This is a genomic window from Streptomyces sp. NPDC043176, from assembly GCF_056436715.1.
In genome coordinates this window covers 68,506-87,117 of the sequence record NZ_JBWKCA010000003.1, presented here as the reverse complement: position 1 = coordinate 87,117, position 18,612 = coordinate 68,506, and the positions used below count along the sequence as shown (strand labels likewise).

The window sequence follows — 18,612 nt, the reverse complement described above, 5'->3', positions numbered from 1 at the left end:
TTCAAAAGCTGACGTGCATGACTGTAGACCTCTCTTTGAACGTGTTCAAGTCGCTGGGGGAATGCGATGGCCAAAGATCCAGCGGCCGCATAGGGTCGGCCGAATGACGCTCTCTCATGACCAGGCCGGCCACGGCCCCTCGACCGTCGTCCTGCTGCACTCCGGGGTCTGCGACCGCCGGATGTGGGACGGACAGTTCTCCGCCCTCGCCGAGGCCGGACACCGGGTCGTCCGCTGCGACCTCCGCGGCTTCGGCGACAGCCCGATGGACGCCTCGCACACCCACGCCGACGACGTGCGGGACCTCCTCGACCACCTCGGCGTCGACCGCGCCGCCGTCGTCGGATCCTCCTTCGGCGGCCGGGTCGCCCTGGAGCTCGCCGTCCGCCACCCCGACCGCGTCAGCGCGCTCGCGCTGCTCGCCTCCGGCATCCCCGGCATGGAGCCGAGCCGGGAACTCCGGGCCTGGGGCGCCCGCGAGGACGCCCTCATCGAGGCGGGCGACCTCGACGCGGCCGTCGAGCTCAACGTCGACACCTGGCTCGGCCCCGAGGCCGGACCGGCCGACCGCGCCCTCGTCCGCGAGGCGCAGCGGCACATCTTCGACGTCCAGCTCGCCGCCCCCGAGGAGCACCACCCCGTCAACCCCGGTGTGACCAAGGAGGAGATCGCCGGCATCAAGGTGCCCGCCCTCGTCGCCGCCGGCGCCCACGACGTGCCCGACTTCCGGGCCGTCGCCGCCGAACTCGCCCGCCTCCTCCCCGCCGCCCGCCCCCTCGACCTCGATTGGGCCGGCCACCTCCCCGCCCTGGAACGCCCGGAGGAGACCGCCCGCCTGCTCGTCGCCTTCCTCGCCGAGACCGCGCGGACGGCCGACGGCGCTCCCCAGGAGACCGTGGCCGGATGACCCCCGCGGGCGCGCCCGGACCGGACGCCCACAGGCGCGCCCGGACCGGACGCCCACAGGCGCGCCCGGACCGGACGCCCACAGGCGCCCCTGGACCGGATTCCCGCGGGCGCGCCTGGGCTTGACCTCTGCAGGGCGTCAGCGCCGCGCGGTGATCCCTGCGAGGAGTCGCCGCACCGGTTCCGCCCCTCGCTCGGTCTCCACGGTCTCCAGGAGCCGTGCCGACGACGGCAGGGGCCCCACTGACGCCCTCACCCCTACCTGAACCGCCGCACGCCCGGTACGAGCGCCGTGCCCAGGCAGCAGCCGCCGACCACCACCGCGGCGGCGACGAGGGGCACTTCGGGCCCCCAGGCGGAGGCGGCGAGCGGCGCGAGCGCGTACCCCAGCGGCATGGCGGCGAGCGAGAGCAGCCAGTCGTACGAGGTGACCCGGGCGAGCGCGTGGGCGGGCACCGCCCGCTGGACGGCGGTCTGCCACACGGGGGAGAGGAAGCCGAGGCCCGCCTGCGCCAGCCCGTAGGACGCGATCGTCACCGGAGCGGGCGCGGCGACGGCCAGCAGGACCAGCGGCAGCGCGTACGTGGCGAGTCCGAGGTTCGCGGTCAGGATGGGGCGCCGGGGGCGGACCCGGTCGGCGAGCAGTGCCCCCAGGAGGAAGCCCGCGGCGCCGACCTGGAGCAGGATGACCCAGGTGGCGGCCCCGCCGAGCCGGTGCACCGCGATGGCGGGCCCGAGGGTCACCAGGACGGCCGCGGCCCCGTTCCAGGCGCTGTGCCCGATCAGGCTCGTCCAGTACCAGTCCCGGGACCGGACCTCCTGCCACCCCTCCGCCAGGTCGGCGCGGAGGGAGCGGCGCGGGATCGGCACCCGCTCGACCCGCACGGCCGTCAGGAGCAGGGCGCTGACGGCGAACGTGGCCGCGTCCAGGACGAACGCCCACCCCGGGCCCACGGTCAGCACCAGGGTGCCCGCGAGCGCGGGCCCGCCGAGCCGGGTGGCGCTCTGGGCGACCCCCATCGCCGCGTTGGCGCGGTGCAGCGACGCGGCCGCCACCGTCCCCTTCACCAGCGGTGACACGGTCGGCATGGCGAAGGCGCCGGCGGCGCCGCCCACCGCCTCGGCGACCGCGAGGACCGCGAGGCTCGGCGTGCCGCCGAGCAGCTGCACGCCGACGAGGAGCTGTGTGGCGCAGCGGACGAGGTCCGTGGTCAGCGCGACCGTACGGGCGTCGAAGCGGTCGCCGACGACTCCGCCCAGGGGCAGCAGGAGCAGCTTGGGGACCATCGCGCAGCCGAGCACGAGGGCGAGCGCGGCCGTCGAGCCGGTGGCCTCCAGGACGGCGAGGGCGAGGGCGGCGGGGATGGCGGCGTCGCCCAGGAGGGAGAGGGCGCGGCCGGTGAAGAGGAGCCGGAAGGGGCGGGTGCGGAGGGGGTGGGGGAGGGGAGCGGGCGCGACGGTGTCCTCGGAGGTGACAGGCATGAGTCGCAGAGTATTTCGGTCCCGAATAATTCGCCAACGAAATACTTTCCCGGGAGGCGAACCGTCTCCCGACGTACGATCACCTCATGGCGCTTCCCGATGAACCACCGGCCCCACACGCGCCCGAGCCGCGCGACTGGACCGACGAGCACGTCGCCCGCTGGCAGCCCGTCCTGCCCGCGCTCGACCCCGTCGTCGAAGGCGCCGTCACCCGCATGAAGAAGCTCTCCGTCCACCTCCGCCGGGTCAGGGAGCAGTCCCTCGTCGACTTCGACCTGGAGCGCCACGAGTTCGACACCCTGCACAAACTCGCCGGCCGCGGCGGCAGCGCCGCGCCCTCCGAACTCGCCCAGGACCTCGACCTCGCCCCCGCCTCCGTCTCCGGCCGCCTCGACGCCCTGGAGAAGCGCGGATTCGTCCGCCGCACCCAGTCCACGACCGACCGGCGCCGGGTCGTCGTCGAACTCACCGCCTCCGGTCACGAGACCTGGCGGGGCGCCATGGACGTCCTCGGGCACGAGGAGTACCGCCTCCTCGGCGTCCTCGACCCCGCCGAACGCACCCTCCTCAACGACATGCTCCGCCGGATCATGGTCCAGGCCGAGTCCACCACTCCCACCACCGGCTGGCACGGCTGACCCCGTCACCTCCTCGATCACGAGACCGACGACGAAGGTGTTGATGCCGCTGTACCGGGTGACCGTCCCGGGAGCCGTAGGGGCGTCACAGGGGACCGCGGAGGTCACGACCTCGACGCGCCCGCCCGGGACGCCCCTGCCGGTCGTCAGACGCTCAGCGAGCGGGCGTAGTTGAGCTGGCCCATGACCCAGTGGATGGTGTCCGGCCCGGTCGCCGGGATCATCGTGGAGTGGTGCCGGCCGCCGCTGGTCACCGTGACCTGGATGAAGCCCGTGGTGGTCTTCTCCTTCATCAGGAGGAACAGCAGGCCGAGCAGGCAGAAGATGAAGAAGACGACGGCGAGCACGATCGCCACGGTGGGCAGCTTCTCCTCGGTCCGCGACATGTCCATCGCGTTCCACACGGCGCCCTTCAGCGGCATCGATCCGGCCGGCGTGATGATCTGGTCGCCGACGACGGTGATGTCACCGAGGCTCAGCAGGGGCGCCCCCGAGCCGGCCGGCGCGTGCGGCGGCGGGATCGGCACCCCGCCCGGCAGGGTCGGCTGGTAGGGCACGCCGGCCGCCGGGGTGGACCCGGCCTGCGGGTACCCGTAGCCGGGTGCGTCCTGCGGATAGCCGTACGCCGGAGTGCCGGACGGGCCGCCCTGCTGCCCAGGCCCCCACTTGTACTCACCGTCCGCGTAAGGGTTCGGCTCGCTCATCAGTCCCCGTCCTTCACAAAGAGAAAAGCCCGCTCCTGCACGCCGCAGCGTACAGAAGCGGGCCGAAGCACCGGACCCAGAGGTCAGAAACGACGCGTGATGAGCGCGCGCTTCACTTCCTGGATCGCCTTCGTGACCTCGATGCCACGGGGGCAGGCGTCCGTGCAGTTGAACGTCGTGCGGCAGCGCCACACGCCGTCCTTGTCGTTCAGGATCTCCAGGCGCTGCTCGCCCGCCTCGTCACGCGAGTCGAAGATGAAGCGGTGCGCGTTGACGATCGCGGCCGGACCGAAGTACTGGCCGTCGTTCCAGAAGACCGGGCAGGACGACGTGCACGCGGCGCACAGGATGCACTTGGTGGTGTCGTCGAAGCGCTCGCGGTCCTCGGCGGACTGCAGGCGCTCGCGGGTCGGCTCGTTCCCCTTGGTGACCAGGAACGGCATGACGTCCCGGTACGCCTGGAAGAACGGCTCCATGTCGACCACGAGGTCCTTGAGCACCGTCAGGCCCTTGATGGCCTCGACCGTGATCGGCTTCTCGGGGTTGATGTCCTTGATCAGCGTCTTGCAGGCGAGCCTGTTCTTGCCGTTGATCCGCATCGCGTCCGAGCCGCAGATGCCGTGCGCGCACGAGCGGCGGAAGGTCAGCGTGCCGTCGACGTCCCACTTGATCTTGTGAAGGGCGTCGAGCACACGCTCCTTCGGGTCGATCTCGATCTGGAAGTCCTCCCAGACCGCGGCGTCCGACACCTCGGGGTTGAAGCGGCGGATCCGCATCGTGACCGTGATGTACGGGGAGGCGGCGGACTCCGCCTCGACCTTGTCCAGTACGGGGGTAGCCATCAGTACTTACGCTCCATCGGCTGGTAGCGGGTCTGGACGACCGGCTTGTAGTCGAGACGGACGGTCTCGGAGCCGTCCTCGCCGACCTCGCGGTACGCCATGGTGTGGCGCATGAAGTTGACGTCGTCGCGGTTCGGGTAGTCCTCGCGGTAGTGACCGCCGCGGGACTCCTTGCGCGCCAGGGCCGAGACGGCCATGACCTCGGCCAGTTCGAGCAGGTTGCCCAGCTCGATGGCCTCCAGGAGGTCCGTGTTGAAGCGCTTGCCCTTGTCCTGGACGGACACGTTCTCGTAGCGCTCGCGCAGCTCGGCGATCTTCTCGACGGCCGTCTTGATGGTCTGCTCCGTACGGAACACCATCACGTTGGCGTCCATCGTCTCCTGGAGCTCACGGCGGATGTCGGCCACCCGCTCGTTGCCCGTGGAGTTGCGCAGCTTCTCGATCTGCGCGACGACCAGCGACTCCGGGTTCTCCGGAAGCTCGACGAAGTCGTGCTTGGCGGAGTACTCGGCGGCGGCGATGCCGGACCGCTTGCCGAAGACGTTGATGTCGAGCAGCGAGTTGGTGCCCAGACGGTTGGCGCCGTGCACGGAGACACAGGCGACCTCGCCGGCCGCGTACAGGCCCGGGACGACGGTGGTGTTGTCCGCCAGGACCTCACCCTCGACGTTCGTCGGGATGCCGCCCATGGCGTAGTGCGCGGTGGGCTGGATCGGGATCGGGTCCGTGTACGGCTCGATGCCGAGGTACGTACGGGCGAACTCGGTGATGTCCGGGAGCTTGGCGTCGAGCTGCTCCGGCGGGAGGTGCGTCAGGTCCAGGTAGACGTGGTCGCCCTCGGGACCGCAGCCGCGGCCCTCGCGGATCTCCGTGTAGATGGAGCGGGAGACGACGTCACGGGACGCGAGGTCCTTCATGACCGGCGCGTACTTCTCCATGAAGCGCTCGCCGTCCTTGTTGCGGAGGATGCCGCCCTCACCGCGGGCGCCCTCCGTCAGCAGGATGCCCATGCGCCAGATGCCCGTCGGGTGGAACTGGAAGAACTCCATGTCCTCCAGGGGCAGGCCGCGGCGGTAGCAGGCAGCCTGGCCGTCACCGGTCAGGGTGTGCGCGTTGGAGGTCACCTTGAAGAACTTGCCGGTGCCGCCGGACGCGTAGATCACGGCCTTGGCCTGGAAGATGTGGATCTCGCCGGTGGCCAGCTCGTAGGCGACGACGCCGGCGGAGTGCTTGACCCCGTCGACCTCGGTGATCAGCTGGTCCAGGACGTAGAACTCGTTGAAGAACTCCACGCCCTCCTTGACGCAGTTCTGGTACAGCGTCTGGAGGATCATGTGGCCGGTGCGGTCCGCGGCGTAGCAGGACCGGCGGACCGGGGCCTCGCCGTGGTTGCGGGAGTGGCCGCCGAAGCGGCGCTGGTCGATGGTGCCGTTCGGGGTGCGGTTGAACGGCAGGCCCATCTTCTCCAGGTCGAGGACGGCGTCGATGGCCTCCTTCGCCAGGATCTCGGCGGCGTCCTGGTCGACCAGGTAGTCACCGCCCTTGACCGTGTCGAAGGTGTGCCACTCCCAGTTGTCCTCCTCCACGTTCGCCAGCGCGGCGGCCATGCCGCCCTGCGCGGCGCCCGTGTGGGAGCGGGTGGGGTAGAGCTTCGTCAGCACGGCGGTGCGGCTGCGCTTCGTCGCCTCGATGGCGGCGCGCATGCCGGCGCCACCGGCGCCGACGATGACGGTGTCGTACTTGTGGATCTTCATGACGTGGATTACCTCAGCCCCGTGCCTAGCGGATGTTCGGGTCGAAGGTGAAGATCACCAGCGTGCCCAGAAGGATGGTGAACACCGTGGCGGTGTACAGCAGGCCCTTGAGCCACAGGCGCGTGTTGGCCCGCTCCGCGTAGTCGTTGATGACGGTACGGAGGCCGTTGGCGCCGTGCAGCATGGCGAGCCAGAGCATCAGGAGGTCCCAGACCTGCCAGAACGGGGACGCCCAGCGGCCGGCCACGAAGGCGAAGCCGATCTTGGAGACGCCGCCGTCCAGGAAGAGCTGGATCAGCAGGTGGCCGAGGACCAGGACGACGAGGACCACGCCCGAGAGGCGCATGAAGAGCCACGCGGCCATCTCGAAGTTGCCGCGGGTCGCGCGCGGGGTCCTGCCCGTGCGCTTGCGGGGGGCCTCGATGTACGGCGCGGGGTTCTCCACGTCGTAGTGGGAGCCGCCCTCGACGGGGCCGATCGCGGCGGAGGTGTCAGCGGACATGAGTGGCGTCAGCTCCCGAACAGTTCACGTGCGGCGTGGCCGAGGACGGGGTACAGCGAGCCCGCCATCAGCACGACCCAGATGCCCACGACGGTCCAGAGCATCTGCTTCTGGTAGCGCGGGCCCTTGGACCAGAAGTCCACGGCGATGACCCGGAGGCCGTTCAGCGCGTGGAAGAGGATGGCTGCGACGAGGCCGTACTCCAGAAGAGCGACGATCGGCGTCTTGTAGGTCGCGACGACCTCGTCGTACGCCTCGGGGGAGACGCGGACGAGAGCGGTGTCCAGCACGTGTACGAACAGGAAGAAGAAGATGAGGACGCCGGTGACTCGATGAGCCACCCAGCTCCACATTCCTTCCCGGCCGCGGTACAGCGTTCCAGCCGGCACGGAAAAACCCTCCGGGAGCGGGGATCAGGGTCGGCCGGCTTCTCTGTCGGTCTGACCCGGCCGGGTACGGTCCACCGGCCCCGGTCATCGTAGCGACGACTTGTCGGTTCGCTCGCGCGGGGTCCATAGGTGTGATCAAACAGGCACGGACGGGCTATCGCACAGGCCGGAATCGCCGTATTCCGGACGGATTCACGGTTCGGAGTGTCGGGGTGTGAGCCCCTCGGCCAGCCGGAAGGACAGCCGGGCGCGGGCGAGCCGGCGCAGTTCGTCGGCCGCGACCACCCGCTCCTCCTCCGGTTCGTTGCCGAGACGTGACCGGATGCCGACCAGGACCTGGTCGAGCCGCTCCCCGGGCCGCACCCCGTCGAGGCTGATCACGAAGGCGTGCCCGAAGCTGCTCTCGTACGCGGCGTGGGCGGCCCGCAGCGCCGTCAGCGCGGCCGGCGGGGCCCCGGGGTGCGGGAGGACGGAGGACTCGGCGGCCAGGGCCGTGTCGAGCTCGGTCCGCGACAGGTCGTACCCGGCTTCGTCGGCTGCGGCGAGCAGGGCGTCCACCGTGGGGTAGGGGCGGTGCGCGGCCACCCGCTCGGCCCAGCGGCGGCTGTGGCAGCAGGACAGCAGCAGGGCCTCGGCCTCGGCGGGCGCGGCCGCGTTGAACGCGACGAGTCCACCGGTGTGCCGGGGGTGGGTCTGCTGGGCAGGTATGGCAGGCGTGTCCGTGGAGCCCGGCTTCCGGCAGGGGGCGTGGGTGTCGCTGGTCAGCGTGGGCTCCGGTACTCCGGGACGGGTGGGGTGGGCGTGACGCAACGTTATCGACGGGATGAGGGAAGTGTCCGACGGATGCGCGAATTTCACCCGGAAGGGAGAGTTTCGGAACATGTGATGGACGCCCGGGTTCCGCTCGGCCCGGGATCACACCGCCGCTCCACCGGCCGACTGGCCGGACCGCGATCCGTACGGGAGGATTCCGAATGATGCGGTACTCCATTCGGAGGCCCCGTAGGGGCCCCGCGCTGATGGCGACCGCGGTGGCACTGGTCACCGTGGCGGCCTGCTCGAACGGATCTCCGTCCGGTGCCTCCGCCTCCTCCGCCGGTACGTCGGCGAGCGCCGTGCCCACGAGCGCGCCACCGCCCTCCCCGACACCGACGCCGACACCCACGCCGACCCGGACCTACCCGCTGTCGAGCGCGCCCCGGACCGTGCCCGCCGTCCGCGATCACGAGCCCGCCCGCGGCCCCGGCTGGAAGCCCGCGGCCACCGGCGGGGTCGTCCTCGCCGCGGACAGCGCGGGCCTGGCCGACGAGGGGAAGCTGATCGCCGGCGAGCTCGGCATCCCCTACCGCGGCGCCGTCGCCGCCGGCCCCGGGGACGTCGAGCTGGCCCTGGGCGGGACCGGGGCCCCGGAGTCGTACACCCTCACCGTCGGGGACGGCCGGGTGCGGATCAGCGGGCCCGACGAGGCCGGCGTCTTCTACGGCACCCGCACGCTCAAGCAGTCGGTGAAGGCCACCGGCGCCATGCCCGAGGGGACCGTCACCGACCGGCCCGCCAAGCCGCAGCGCGGGCTCATGGTGGACATCGCCCGCAAGCACTTCACGGCCGCCTGGCTGGAGGACCGCGTCCGCGAGATGGGCGACCTCAAGCTCAACCAGCTCGGCCTGCACTTCTCCGACGACCAGGGCTTCCGGATCGAGTCCGAGAGCCACCCCGAGATCGTCTCCGCCCAGCACCTCACCAAGGCCGAGGTGCGGCGGATCATCGCCCTCGCGGCGAGCCGCCACATCACGGTGATCCCCGAGATCGACTCGCCGGGGCACCTCGGCGCCGTCATCGCCGCCCACCCGGACCTCCAGCTCGTCAGCGCGAGCGGCCGGGCCCCGCGCGGGACCGTCGACATCTCGGACCCGGACGCGGCGAAGATCGTCGACGAGCTGCTGCGCGAGTACACGGGACTCTTCCCGGGGGCGTACTGGCACCTCGGCGCCGACGAGTACGTGGCCCTCATGGCCAGTGACCCCGAGGCGAGCTACCCGCAGCTGGCCCGCGCGGCGCGCGCGAAGTACGGCGCGTCCGGCCGCGTCCAGGACCTGGCCACCGGCTGGCTCAACGACCGCGCGGCCGTCGTCCGGCCCACCGGCAAGACCCTCAAGGCCTGGAACGACGGCTTCTTCACCGGCGGCGTCGTCAGCCCCGCGAAGGACCTCCAGGTGGAGTACTGGACGGGCCGGGAGATCGGCGCCCGGCTGCCCGTCTCGTACCTGAGCGAGGGCCGCAAGCTGATCAACCTCAACGACGACTACCTCTACTACATCCTGGGCGAGCCCAACAAGTTCCCGTACCCCACCGGCCGCCGGATCTACGAGCAGTGGACCCCGCGCGTCCTGCGCGGCTCCACCGCCGTCCCCGCGCGGTACGACCCCCAGATCCTCGGCGCCCGTTTCGCCGTCTGGTGCGACCTGTCCAGGGCCCAGACCCAGGCGCAGGTGGCGGCCGGCATCCGCACCCCACTGGCCGCCTTCGCCCAGAAGGTCTGGGACCCGGCGAAACCGGCGCTGACCTGGGAGCAGTTCAGGGCGCTGGCGGCGCGGGTGCGCTGACGCGACCTGACGTTCTCCGTGGACGCGGTCGATCCGGATCACGTACGTTCCCCCGGCGGCGGCCGTCGGGCCGCCGCGCGTTCCTGGGGGGAACCACGTGCTCACACTCAAGAATCCGGACAGCCTCGCGAAGGCCGTCACGCTCCTGCTCGCGGGCAACGTCTTCTTCGACGTCCTGCTGGGCCTGATCGACGTCCGTGGTCTGCTGGCCGATCGGACGGATCCCTACACCTTCGACCCGGCCGTGTTCGGGTCGGTCGACCTGAACGTCGCCTACGGCATGTCGTTCACGCTGTTCGTGGCGACCGGGGTGGTCTTCGTCATCTGGTTCCACCGCCTGCGGAAGAACGCCGAGGTCTGGGCCGGTGATCTGCAGACCCGCACGCCGGGCTTCGCCGTGGGCTGCTGGTTCATCCCGTTCGGCAACCTCTGGATACCGCGTGCCATCGCCGTCGAGATCTGGCGGGCCAGCCGCTGGGAGCCGTACGCCGCCGACGGCAAGGGGGAGCTGCGGCTGCTCAACGGCTGGTGGACGTTCTGGGTCGTCGGCGGCCTGGTGAACTGGATCTCCGGCCAGCTGTACGACATGCCGGAGACCCCCGGGTCCTACGACATCGCGACCCGGTGGTCCCTCGTCGGCTACGCGCTCGACGCCGTCGCCGCCGTGCTCGCGATCCGATTCGTCCGGTGTCTTACCTCTATGCAGCGCAGTAAGGCCACTGGCATGATTCCGGCCGCGCAGTGACGAAAAGGCGCCACTCGGCGCAGTAGTGGAAGTACTGCGTCCGCATCGGGTGGCGAGGAGGCGTCCATGACGTCGGGGAACGGCCGGAGCCTGCTGGAACTGATCGACGGGGCCGACGAGCGAGGTCTGGCCGCGGCCGGTCTCGCCTGCCTCGACCGCTGTCTGCCGCTGCTCGCGCCCGACGGGGGCGACGCCCTGCGGCCGGTGTGGGCGGCCGTCGCCCGGGGGGACGGGGAGGTCTGGGGCGAGGCCGTCGCCAAGGCCCGCGTGGAGCTCGACGTCGACGGCACGGAGGGCGCCGGAGCCGTGCGCGGAATGCTGGCGGACGCCCCCGACGCCTGGTCGCCCGAGGCCCTCAGGGCCTGGGCCGCGGGATGCTCCGTCACCGCCCTGGCCCTGCACGGCCGGTACGACGCGGCCGGCGTGCCCGACGGTCTCGTCGAGCGCTGCCGGGCCGGGGACGCCGACGGTGCGGGCCCGCTGCTCGCCGGTGAGCTCCGCCGCCAGCTGGCCGTCCTCGAATCGGTCGCCGCCCATGGCCCGACCGGGCTGCGCCGCGCCCGCGACCTCTCCGTCGAGGGCGGCCGGGTCCTGCGCGCGGTCGTCTCACGCCGCGCCCGTACGGCCTGACCGCCACGGCGGCCCGCACCGGCCGACGAGAACGGCCGGCCCCCGCTCGGGGGCCGGCCGTTCTCGTCGGGGCTCAGGCCTCCGGGGGCTGGATCGCGATCGAGGCGATCGCCTCCTCGATCTCCCGCTCGGCCGTGGCCTTGTCGAGGCCCAGCCCGCTCAGCACGCCGTCGCCGTCCTCGTGCTCCAGGAGGGCCAGCAGGATGTGCTCGGTGCCGACGTAGTTGTGGCCGAGGCGCAGGGCCTCGCGGAACGTCAGCTCCAGGACCTTCTTCGCCGCCGCGTCGTACGGGACGAGGGCGGGCACCTCGGCGGCGGCCGGCGGCAGGGTCGCCGTGACGGCCTCGCGGACCCGGTCGAGGGTCACCCCCTTCGAGGCGATCCAGTGCGCCGCGAGCCCGTCCGGTTCGGCGAGGAGGCCGAGCGCCAGGTGCGCCGGGAGGGTCTCGTCGTTGCGGGCGGCCGTGGCCTCGTTCTGGGCGGCCATGACGACGTTCCGCGCCCGGGGGGTGAAGCGGCTGAACCCGGCGTTCGGGTCCATCTTCTCCGCGTCCGGTTCCTTGGGGACGAAGCGCTTCTGGGCCGCCTGGCGGGTGACGCCCATGCTGCGGCCGATGTCGGTCCAGGAGGCGCCGGAGCGCCGGGCCTGGTCCACGAAGTGGCCGATGAGGTGGTCGGCGACGTCGCCGAGGTGGTCCGCCGCGATGACGGCGCCGGAGAGCTGCTCCAGTGCGTCGGGGTGGACCTTCTTGATCGCTTCGATGAGCTCGTCGAGACGGACGGGGACGTTCAGGCCGACTGGATTCGTCATGAGGCAACCCTAGGTTGACACTCGGCCACTGTCAATCGTCAGTTGACAGCGAAGAGGGTGCAGTGCGCCCAGGGGTGGAAAGGGGCCGGAAAAAGGGAGGGAAAAGGGAGACGACCGGGGCCGCCACCCCCCACAGGAGAGGCCCCGGTCGTCATCCACGGAGCCGCAGCACGGCTCCGTACTCCATACAGCGCCGCCGATGCGGTTTGTGTCACACCCGCGCGGGTCCCGGCACGCACCCCGCGAGGCCACCCCTGAAGGTTGCAAGTTGTACAAAGACCCCGGACTGCGTGGACGGGACGCCGCGACACGACGTAGCGTGCAGGTGCGCGAGGCAGCGTGGCGGTCATGACCAGCCGCGGCGCCGCGACCGACGCGACCGACGAACAGGGTTTGGGGAGTGCTGGGGGACGACGCGGAGCTGACGGCCGCGGTGCTCGCTGCGCAGGACGGGAACGAGAACGCGTTCCGGACTGTGTATCGCGCCGTGCATCCTCGGTTGCTCGGCTACATACGGACACTGGTCGGCGAGGCCGACGCCGAGGACGTCGCCTCGGAGTCGTGGCTCCAGATCGCACGCGACCTCGACCGGTTCGCGGGCGACGCCGACCGCTTTCGCGGCTGGGCGGCCCGCATCGCCCGCAACCGCGCCCTCGATCACCTCCGGATGCGGGGCAGGCGCCCCGCGGCCGGTGGCGACGAGACCGAACTGACCGACAAGCCCGCCGACTCCGACACCGCGAGCGAGGCCCTGGAGTCCCTGGCCACCGGCCACACCATGCGACTGATCGCCCAGCTCCCGCAGGACCAGGCCGAGGCCGTCGTGCTGCGTGTCGTCGTCGGCCTGGACGCCAAGAGCGCCGCCGACACCCTGGGCAAACGCCCCGGTGCGGTGCGCACCGCGGCCCACCGCGGCCTCAAGAAACTCGCCGAGCTTCTCGGCGTCGACGGCGAGGCGGACGGGACGGAAGAGGCGGGCGGGACGGTCGTCCCGCTGGACGGCGTGCCTCCGCAACGCGGCCGCGGACCGGGGCCCGTGGCTCCCGGCGGTGTGACGCAATCACGGCCGCGTACGCAGAAGGACATGTGATGGCCGACGAGCGGTACCAGTGGCTCGACCAGGAGGCCGCGGAGCGACTGCTCCGCGGCGAGCCGGTCGATGCCGCCGACGACCATGCGCGCGGCCAGGCGGAACGTCTCTCCGAAGCCCTCGGCACGGCCCGCACCCCGGCCTTCCCGCCGGTCGCGGGCGTCGAACTCCCGGGCGAGGCCGCGGCCCTCGCCGCCTTCCGCGCGGCCACCGCCGCCCGCGCCGCCGGCGTGACGGCCGGCGCGGACGACCGCGCCGACCTCGGCCGGGTGCGGCTCGCCCCCGTCGTCGCCCCGGCACGCCGCTGGGGGCGTTCCCTGCGGTACGGGCTGGCCGCCGCGGTCGCCGCCGTCACGGTCGGCGGCGTGGCCGTCGCCGCCGGCACCGGCGTCCTGCCGCTCGGGGACCCCGCGCCCGCCAGCTCCGTGGCGGCGGGGGAGTCCGCCGATCCGCTCGTCTCCGAGGAGCCCGGCATACGCCAGGACCCCGAGACGCCCCCGCGGGAACCGGGCGGCGCCGACGGCACGCCCGGCGCGTCCCCCTCCGCCGGCCCCGCCACGACCGCGTCGGCCACCCGGGGCCCGGACGGAGAGGGCACGTCCACTCCGACGCCCGGCAGGACCACATCGGACACGGGTACGGATACGGGTACCGGTGGCAAGGGCGACACGGACGGCACCTCCGGCACCGACCTCCGCTCCAAGACGCTCAAGGCCTGCCAGGACTACCGGGCCGGGCGACTCGACTCCGCCGGCCGGGAGCAGCTCACCCGCAGCCTGCGCAACGGCGACACCCTCCGCCGCTACTGCGACCGGATCCTCGCGGGCGGCACCGGCGGGACCGACGCGTCCGGCGGCGGCACCGGCGAGGGCTCCGACGGCGACACGAAGGACGACGACCGAGGCGGTGCGGGCGGCGACCGGCGCGACAGTGCCGGGAACGACGCCGCCGGGTCCGGCGACGCCCGGAGCAGCGGTGGCGACCCCCGCGGCGGCACCCGTCTCACGGCCGCCGTCTCCACCGGGACCACCACCAGAACGGCCTCCGGAACCACCGCCGGGACTCTCGTCCCGATGCCGGTGTAACACTTCTCGGCCCGTCGGCGCAGTATGGAATGTGCCGACTGGTCATCGGCCGCGCAGTGAGCCGGGGTTCCCCCCGTACCTACGGCTCCGCGCACCCGGCGCGGGTGGGACACGTTCCCCCGGTCCCACCCGCGCCCCTTCCTCTCCCTCCGGCGTCACCAGTGGACGACGACCTTGTCGCCGACCTTCACCTGGTCGAAGAGGGCCGAGAGCTTCGCCTTGTCCCGGACGTTCACGCAGCCGTGCGAGGCGCCGTTGTAGCCGCGGGCCGCGAAGTCCGCCGAGTAGTGCACGGCCTGGCCGCCGCTGAAGAACATCGCGTACGGCATGGGCGTGTGGTAGATCGTCGACGTCCACTCCCGGGCCTTCCAGCCGACGCTGAAGGTGCCCTCGCGGGTCGGGGTGTTCTCCGAGCCGAAGCGGACGTCCATGGACGATACGACCCTGCCGTCGATCATCCAGGCGAGGGTCCGGCTCTCCTTGCTGATGCACAGCACGCGGCCCGTCATGCAGCGCGCGTCGGGGGTGTCCAGCTTGTTGGTGGTGGACGGCTTCAGCTCGTCGGCGGTCGGCTTCCGGGTCACGGAGAGCAGCCGCTGCCAGGTCGCCCCGTCGACCGAGCCCGTCACCGGAAGGTCCCGGCGCTTCTGGAACTTCTTGACCGCGCCCGCCGTCATCGTCCCGTAGAAACCGGTCGGCGCCCGGTCGAAGTGGTCCAGCTGCCGCAGCCGCGCCTGGAGCTCGCGGACCTGCTCGCTCTCGTCGCCGTCGCCCATGAGGGGCTTCGGCGCGGGCGTCCCGGTGGAGGCCGAGGCGGACGGGGAGGTCGCGGAGGGGGACGGCGGCTTGTCGTCCGAGGTCGGACCGGTCGTCGGCGTCGCGGTCGCCGGCGCCGACGTGGCGGGCGCGGGGGCCTTCGTCGGGCCGGCGGTACCGGTGCCGGGACCGGCCGCGTCGGGCGTACAGCCCGCGGCGAGTGCCACCGCCACCGTCGCCAGCGCCACCCTGCGCAGGACGGCTCCGCGCATGCCGGCTCCGCGCGTGGTCGTTCTGCGTATGACGGTCGAAGACCGCTTCATCGTTGCCCCCCGGGACGAGTCGTGTGTACGTAGGGATGCTTCCCGCGCGTGTGCGGTTGCGCACCGGGGGCACGAAACACACATGCTGGGGGGAGCAGGGGGGCTACCGGAAGGCACAGCGGATGGCGCGTGAATCTGAGTCGGGGCTGCCGATCGAGCCGGTCTACGGACCGGACGCCCTGGACGGGTGGGATCCCGCCGAGAGACTGGGCGAGCCCGGCACGTACCCCTTCACCCGCGGTGTGTACCCCTCGATGTACACCGGCCGGCCCTGGACGATGCGGCAGTACGCGGGCTTCGGCACCGCCGTGGAGTCCAACGCCCGCTACCGGCAGCTGATCGCCAACGGCACGACGGGCCTGTCGGTCGCCTTCGACCTGCCCACCCAGATGGGCCACGACTCCGACGCCCCGATCGCACACGGCGAGGTCGGCAAGGTCGGCGTCGCCGTCGACTCGATCGACGACATGCGGGTGCTGTTCGACGGCATCCCGCTGGACAGGGTCTCCACGTCGATGACGATCAACGCCCCCGCGGCCCTCCTGCTGCTGCTCTACCAGCTCGTCGGCGAGGAGCAGGGCGTCCCGGCCGGCAAGCTGACCGGCACCATCCAGAACGACGTGCTCAAGGAGTACATCGCCCGCGGCACCTACATCTTCCCGCCCAAGCCCTCGCTGCGGCTGATCGCCGACATCTTCCGCTACTGCCGGGCCGAGATCCCCAAGTGGAACACCATCTCGATCTCCGGCTACCACATGGCCGAGGCCGGTGCCACGCCCGCGCAGGAGATCGCCTTCACCCTCGCCGACGGCATCGCCTACGTCCGCACCGCCCTCGCCGCCGGCATGGACGTCGACGACTTCGCACCCCGCCTCTCCTTCTTCTTCGTGGCCCGCACCACGATCCTGGAGGAGGTCGCCAAGTTCCGCGCCGCCCGCCGGATCTGGGCGCGGGTGATGCGCGAGGAGTTCGGCGCGGAGGACCCCAAGTCCCTCATGCTCCGCTTCCACACCCAGACCGCCGGCGTCCAGCTCACCGCCCAGCAGCCCGAGGTCAACCTCGTGCGGGTCGCCGTCCAGGGCCTCGCGGCCGTCCTGGGCGGCACCCAGTCGCTGCACACCAACTCCTTCGACGAGGCCATCGCCCTGCCCACCGACAAGTCCGCCCGCCTGGCCCTGCGCACCCAGCAGGTCCTCGCCCACGAGACCGACGTCACCGCCACCGTCGACCCCTTCGCCGGCAGCTACGTCGTGGAGACGATGACCGACGACGTCGAGGCCGCGGCCCTGGCCCTGATGGCCCGCATCGAGGACATGGGCGGCGCGGTCGCCGCGATCGAACGCGGCTACCAGAAGGACGAGATCGAACGCTCCGCCTACCGCATCGCCCAGCAGACCGACAGCGGCGAGCGCGTCGTCGTCGGCGTCAACCGCTACACCGTCGACGTCGAGGAACCCTACGAACCCCTGCGCGTCGACCCCGCCATCGAGGCCCAGCAGGGCCGGCGCCTCGCCCACCTCCGCGCCGAACGCGACCGGCCGGCCGTCGACACGGCCCTCACCGCCCTCAAGAGGGCCGCCGAGGGCACCGACAACGTCCTCTACCCCATGAAGGACGCCCTCAAGGCCCGCGCCACCATCGGAGAGGTCTGCGACACCCTGCGCGAGGTCTGGGGCACCTACGTCCCCGTCAACGCGTTCTGAGCCCGCCAGGGGGTGCATGGACGCAGGTCACAGCGGAGTGTCGTACTGGTATGCGACACTCCGCCTCATGCTGGGTGTCACCGATCTGTCGACCTATCTCGCGGGCGTCGTGCTCATCGTCCTCCTCCCGGGGCCGAACTCGCTCTACGTGCTCTCCGTGGCCGCCCGCAAGGGCACCCGCACCGGATACAAGGCCGCCGCCGGGGTGTTCACCGGCGACGCGATACTCATGACGCTGGCCGCGCTCGGCGCCGCCTCGCTGCTCCAGACGACCCCGCTCCTCTTCACGATCGTCAAGTACGCGGGCGCGGGCTACCTCACCTGGATGGCGATCGGCATGCTGCGCGCCGCGTGGGGCACATGGCGCTCCCGCGGCGAGACGGCCGTCGCGGAACCCGAGGAGACCCCGGCCGCCGCGGGCGAGAACCCGTACCGCCGCGCCCTGCTCATCAGCATCTTCAACCCGAAGGCGATCCTCTTCCTGATCTCCTTCTTCGTGCAGTTCGTGGACCCCGGCTACGCCTACCCGGCGCTCTCGTTCCTCGTCCTCGGCACGTTCCTCCAGATCGGCAGCTTCCTCTACCTGACGGCCCTCATCTTCGGCGGCACCCGGCTCGCGGCCGTCTTCCGCCGCCGCAAGCGCCTCTCCGCCGGCGCGACCTCCGCCGCCGGCGCCCTCTTCCTCGGCTTCGCGGCGAAGCTCTCGCTCAGCAGCGCCGTCTGACGTTTGACCCTGACACCGTGTGAGGGCGTTCCGTAGGAGTCGTCATGTTCACCATCGGAGACTTCGCCCGGCACGGGCGGGTGTCGGTCCGGATGCTGCGCCACTACGACGCCATCGGACTGCTGCACCCGGCCCGGGTCGACCCGTACACCGGCTACCGCTTCTACGCGGCGGACCAGCTCGCCCGGCTCAACCGCGTCATCGCCCTCAAGGACCTCGGCTTCACCCTCGAACAGGTGGGGGCCATCCTCGACGAGGCGATCGACGCGGAGGAGCTGCGGGGAATGCTGCGGTCGCGCCAGGCCGAACTGGAAGCGGCCCTGGAGGCGGCGCGGGCACGGCTCGCCCAGGTCGGCGCGAGGCTCCGGGCCATCGAGAGCGAGGGACGCATGTCCACCCAGGACGTCGTCGTCAAGGAGATTCCCGCCGTCCGCGTCGCCGAGCTGAGCGCCGTCGCCGCGAGCTTCGGCCCGCACGACATCAGCCCGGTCATCGGACCCCTGTACGAGGAGCTGTGCGGCCGTCTGGAGGCCGCCGGGCTCACCGGGTTCGGTCCCGGGATCGCGTACTACGAGGACGCGGGCAGGGGGGACGGCTCGGTCCGCGTGCACGCGGCCATGACCGTTCCCGAGGGAACCGTCGTGGAGGGCGTCGAGGTCCACGTCCTGCCCGGCATCGAGGAGGCGGCCACCGTCGTCCACCGGGGCTCGATGGACACCGTCCTGCCGACCGCGCAGACCCTCGCCCTGTGGATCGAGGCCAACGGCTACCGGACGCGGCACTACGCCCGGGAGCTGTACCTGGAGTGCCCGGAGGACCGCTCGCAGTGGGTGACGGAGATCCAGGAGGCGATCGTCCGCGCCTGAGCGGTTCCGCCGGCCCGGGACCCCCGCACGGGTCCCGGGCCCCCGGCCGGGCCCAGGGG

19 protein-coding genes are annotated in these 18,612 nt (G+C 71.9%); 10 read left to right on the top strand and 9 right to left on the bottom strand.

Annotation, left to right across the window (positions count from 1 at the left end; translation table 11 throughout):
- The first annotated feature begins 103 nt into the window (after window positions 1-103).
- On the top strand, window positions 104-907 hold the full coding sequence (locus AC067A_RS05350) for an alpha/beta fold hydrolase (protein ID WP_478614833.1): 804 nt from the start codon (window positions 104-106) through the stop codon (window positions 905-907).
- A gap of 257 nt (window positions 908-1,164) precedes the next feature.
- Here AC067A_RS05350 and AC067A_RS05345 read toward each other — a convergent pair whose 3' ends face one another.
- Entirely contained in the window at window positions 1,165-2,388 is a 1,224-nt protein-coding gene (locus AC067A_RS05345) for an MFS transporter (protein ID WP_478614831.1), read from the bottom strand.
- A gap of 86 nt (window positions 2,389-2,474) precedes the next feature.
- Between AC067A_RS05345 and AC067A_RS05340 the strand changes: the two genes are divergently transcribed.
- The gene (locus AC067A_RS05340) at window positions 2,475-3,026 is read left to right on the top strand and encodes a MarR family winged helix-turn-helix transcriptional regulator (RefSeq protein ID WP_478614828.1); all 552 of its coding nucleotides are present in this window, start codon (window positions 2,475-2,477) and stop codon (window positions 3,024-3,026) included.
- Between the two features lie 146 nt (window positions 3,027-3,172).
- On the opposite strand, the gene AC067A_RS05335 is transcribed toward AC067A_RS05340, so the two are convergent.
- The 6 genes from AC067A_RS05335 to AC067A_RS05310 all read right to left on the bottom strand — a co-directional run bounded on the left by AC067A_RS05335 (window position 3,173) and on the right by AC067A_RS05310 (window position 8,027).
- Complete coding sequence (locus AC067A_RS05335; RefSeq protein WP_478614826.1) at window positions 3,173-3,730, bottom strand: hypothetical protein; 558 nt, start codon at window positions 3,728-3,730, stop codon at window positions 3,173-3,175.
- 83 nt (window positions 3,731-3,813) lie between these two features.
- A complete protein-coding gene (locus AC067A_RS05330; protein WP_041130880.1) occupies window positions 3,814-4,572 on the bottom strand; it encodes a succinate dehydrogenase iron-sulfur subunit in 759 nt (252 codons plus the stop codon).
- Window positions 4,572-6,326, bottom strand: coding sequence for a succinate dehydrogenase flavoprotein subunit (gene sdhA, locus AC067A_RS05325; RefSeq protein ID WP_478614821.1), 1,755 nt, complete (start codon window positions 6,324-6,326; stop codon window positions 4,572-4,574). Before sdhA ends, AC067A_RS05330 begins: the two co-directional genes overlap by 1 nt.
- A gap of 25 nt (window positions 6,327-6,351) precedes the next feature.
- A complete protein-coding gene (locus tag AC067A_RS05320) occupies window positions 6,352-6,828 on the bottom strand; it encodes a succinate dehydrogenase hydrophobic membrane anchor subunit (protein ID WP_478614818.1) in 477 nt (158 codons plus the stop codon).
- Between the two features lie 8 nt (window positions 6,829-6,836).
- Window positions 6,837-7,217 (bottom strand): succinate dehydrogenase, cytochrome b556 subunit, encoded by a 381-nt coding sequence (sdhC, locus tag AC067A_RS05315; protein ID WP_015035721.1) that lies wholly within the window; start codon window positions 7,215-7,217, stop codon window positions 6,837-6,839.
- Between the two features lie 192 nt (window positions 7,218-7,409).
- On the bottom strand, window positions 7,410-8,027 hold the full coding sequence (locus AC067A_RS05310; RefSeq protein ID WP_478614815.1) for a 2-oxo-4-hydroxy-4-carboxy-5-ureidoimidazoline decarboxylase: 618 nt from the start codon (window positions 8,025-8,027) through the stop codon (window positions 7,410-7,412).
- Window positions 8,028-8,236: 209 nt separating this feature from the next.
- Between AC067A_RS05310 and AC067A_RS05305 the strand changes: the two genes are divergently transcribed.
- From AC067A_RS05305 to AC067A_RS05295, 3 genes are all read left to right on the top strand, one after another.
- On the top strand, window positions 8,237-9,820 hold the full coding sequence (locus AC067A_RS05305; protein WP_478614812.1) for a beta-N-acetylhexosaminidase: 1,584 nt from the start codon (window positions 8,237-8,239) through the stop codon (window positions 9,818-9,820).
- Between the two features lie 97 nt (window positions 9,821-9,917).
- Window positions 9,918-10,565 carry a DUF4328 domain-containing protein gene (locus AC067A_RS05300; RefSeq protein ID WP_478614809.1) on the top strand — a complete coding sequence of 216 codons (648 nt, stop codon included), beginning with the start codon at window positions 9,918-9,920 and terminating at the stop codon, window positions 10,563-10,565.
- A gap of 66 nt (window positions 10,566-10,631) precedes the next feature.
- Window positions 10,632-11,195, top strand: coding sequence for a hypothetical protein (locus tag AC067A_RS05295; RefSeq protein WP_478614807.1), 564 nt, complete (start codon window positions 10,632-10,634; stop codon window positions 11,193-11,195).
- A gap of 73 nt (window positions 11,196-11,268) precedes the next feature.
- Here the strand turns inward: AC067A_RS05295 and AC067A_RS05290 are convergent, their stop codons facing one another.
- Entirely contained in the window at window positions 11,269-12,006 is a 738-nt protein-coding gene (locus AC067A_RS05290; protein WP_478614804.1) for a Clp protease N-terminal domain-containing protein, read from the bottom strand.
- A gap of 400 nt (window positions 12,007-12,406) precedes the next feature.
- Between AC067A_RS05290 and AC067A_RS05285 the strand changes: the two genes are divergently transcribed.
- Together AC067A_RS05285 and AC067A_RS05280 are read left to right on the top strand one after the other, a co-directional pair.
- The gene (locus tag AC067A_RS05285; protein WP_478614802.1) at window positions 12,407-13,096 is read left to right on the top strand and encodes an RNA polymerase sigma factor; all 690 of its coding nucleotides are present in this window, start codon (window positions 12,407-12,409) and stop codon (window positions 13,094-13,096) included.
- A complete protein-coding gene (locus AC067A_RS05280; RefSeq protein WP_478614800.1) occupies window positions 13,096-14,181 on the top strand; it encodes a hypothetical protein in 1,086 nt (361 codons plus the stop codon). The genes AC067A_RS05285 and AC067A_RS05280 overlap by 1 nt, the downstream gene beginning before the upstream one ends.
- Before the next feature lie 155 nt (window positions 14,182-14,336).
- Here AC067A_RS05280 and AC067A_RS05275 read toward each other — a convergent pair whose 3' ends face one another.
- Window positions 14,337-15,209, bottom strand: a complete 873-nt coding sequence (locus AC067A_RS05275) for a L,D-transpeptidase family protein (protein ID WP_478614798.1) — start codon at window positions 15,207-15,209, stop codon at window positions 14,337-14,339.
- Window positions 15,210-15,382: 173 nt separating this feature from the next.
- Between AC067A_RS05275 and AC067A_RS05270 the strand changes: the two genes are divergently transcribed.
- From AC067A_RS05270 to AC067A_RS05260, 3 genes are all read left to right on the top strand, one after another.
- The gene (locus AC067A_RS05270) at window positions 15,383-16,963 is read left to right on the top strand and encodes an acyl-CoA mutase large subunit family protein (protein ID WP_478614796.1); all 1,581 of its coding nucleotides are present in this window, start codon (window positions 15,383-15,385) and stop codon (window positions 16,961-16,963) included.
- Between the two features lie 67 nt (window positions 16,964-17,030).
- On the top strand, window positions 17,031-17,687 hold the full coding sequence (gene leuE, locus AC067A_RS05265; RefSeq protein WP_478614793.1) for a leucine efflux protein LeuE: 657 nt from the start codon (window positions 17,031-17,033) through the stop codon (window positions 17,685-17,687).
- Window positions 17,688-17,731: 44 nt separating this feature from the next.
- Window positions 17,732-18,553, top strand: a complete 822-nt coding sequence (locus AC067A_RS05260; protein ID WP_478614791.1) for a MerR family transcriptional regulator — start codon at window positions 17,732-17,734, stop codon at window positions 18,551-18,553.
- Window positions 18,554-18,612 lie beyond the last annotated feature (59 nt).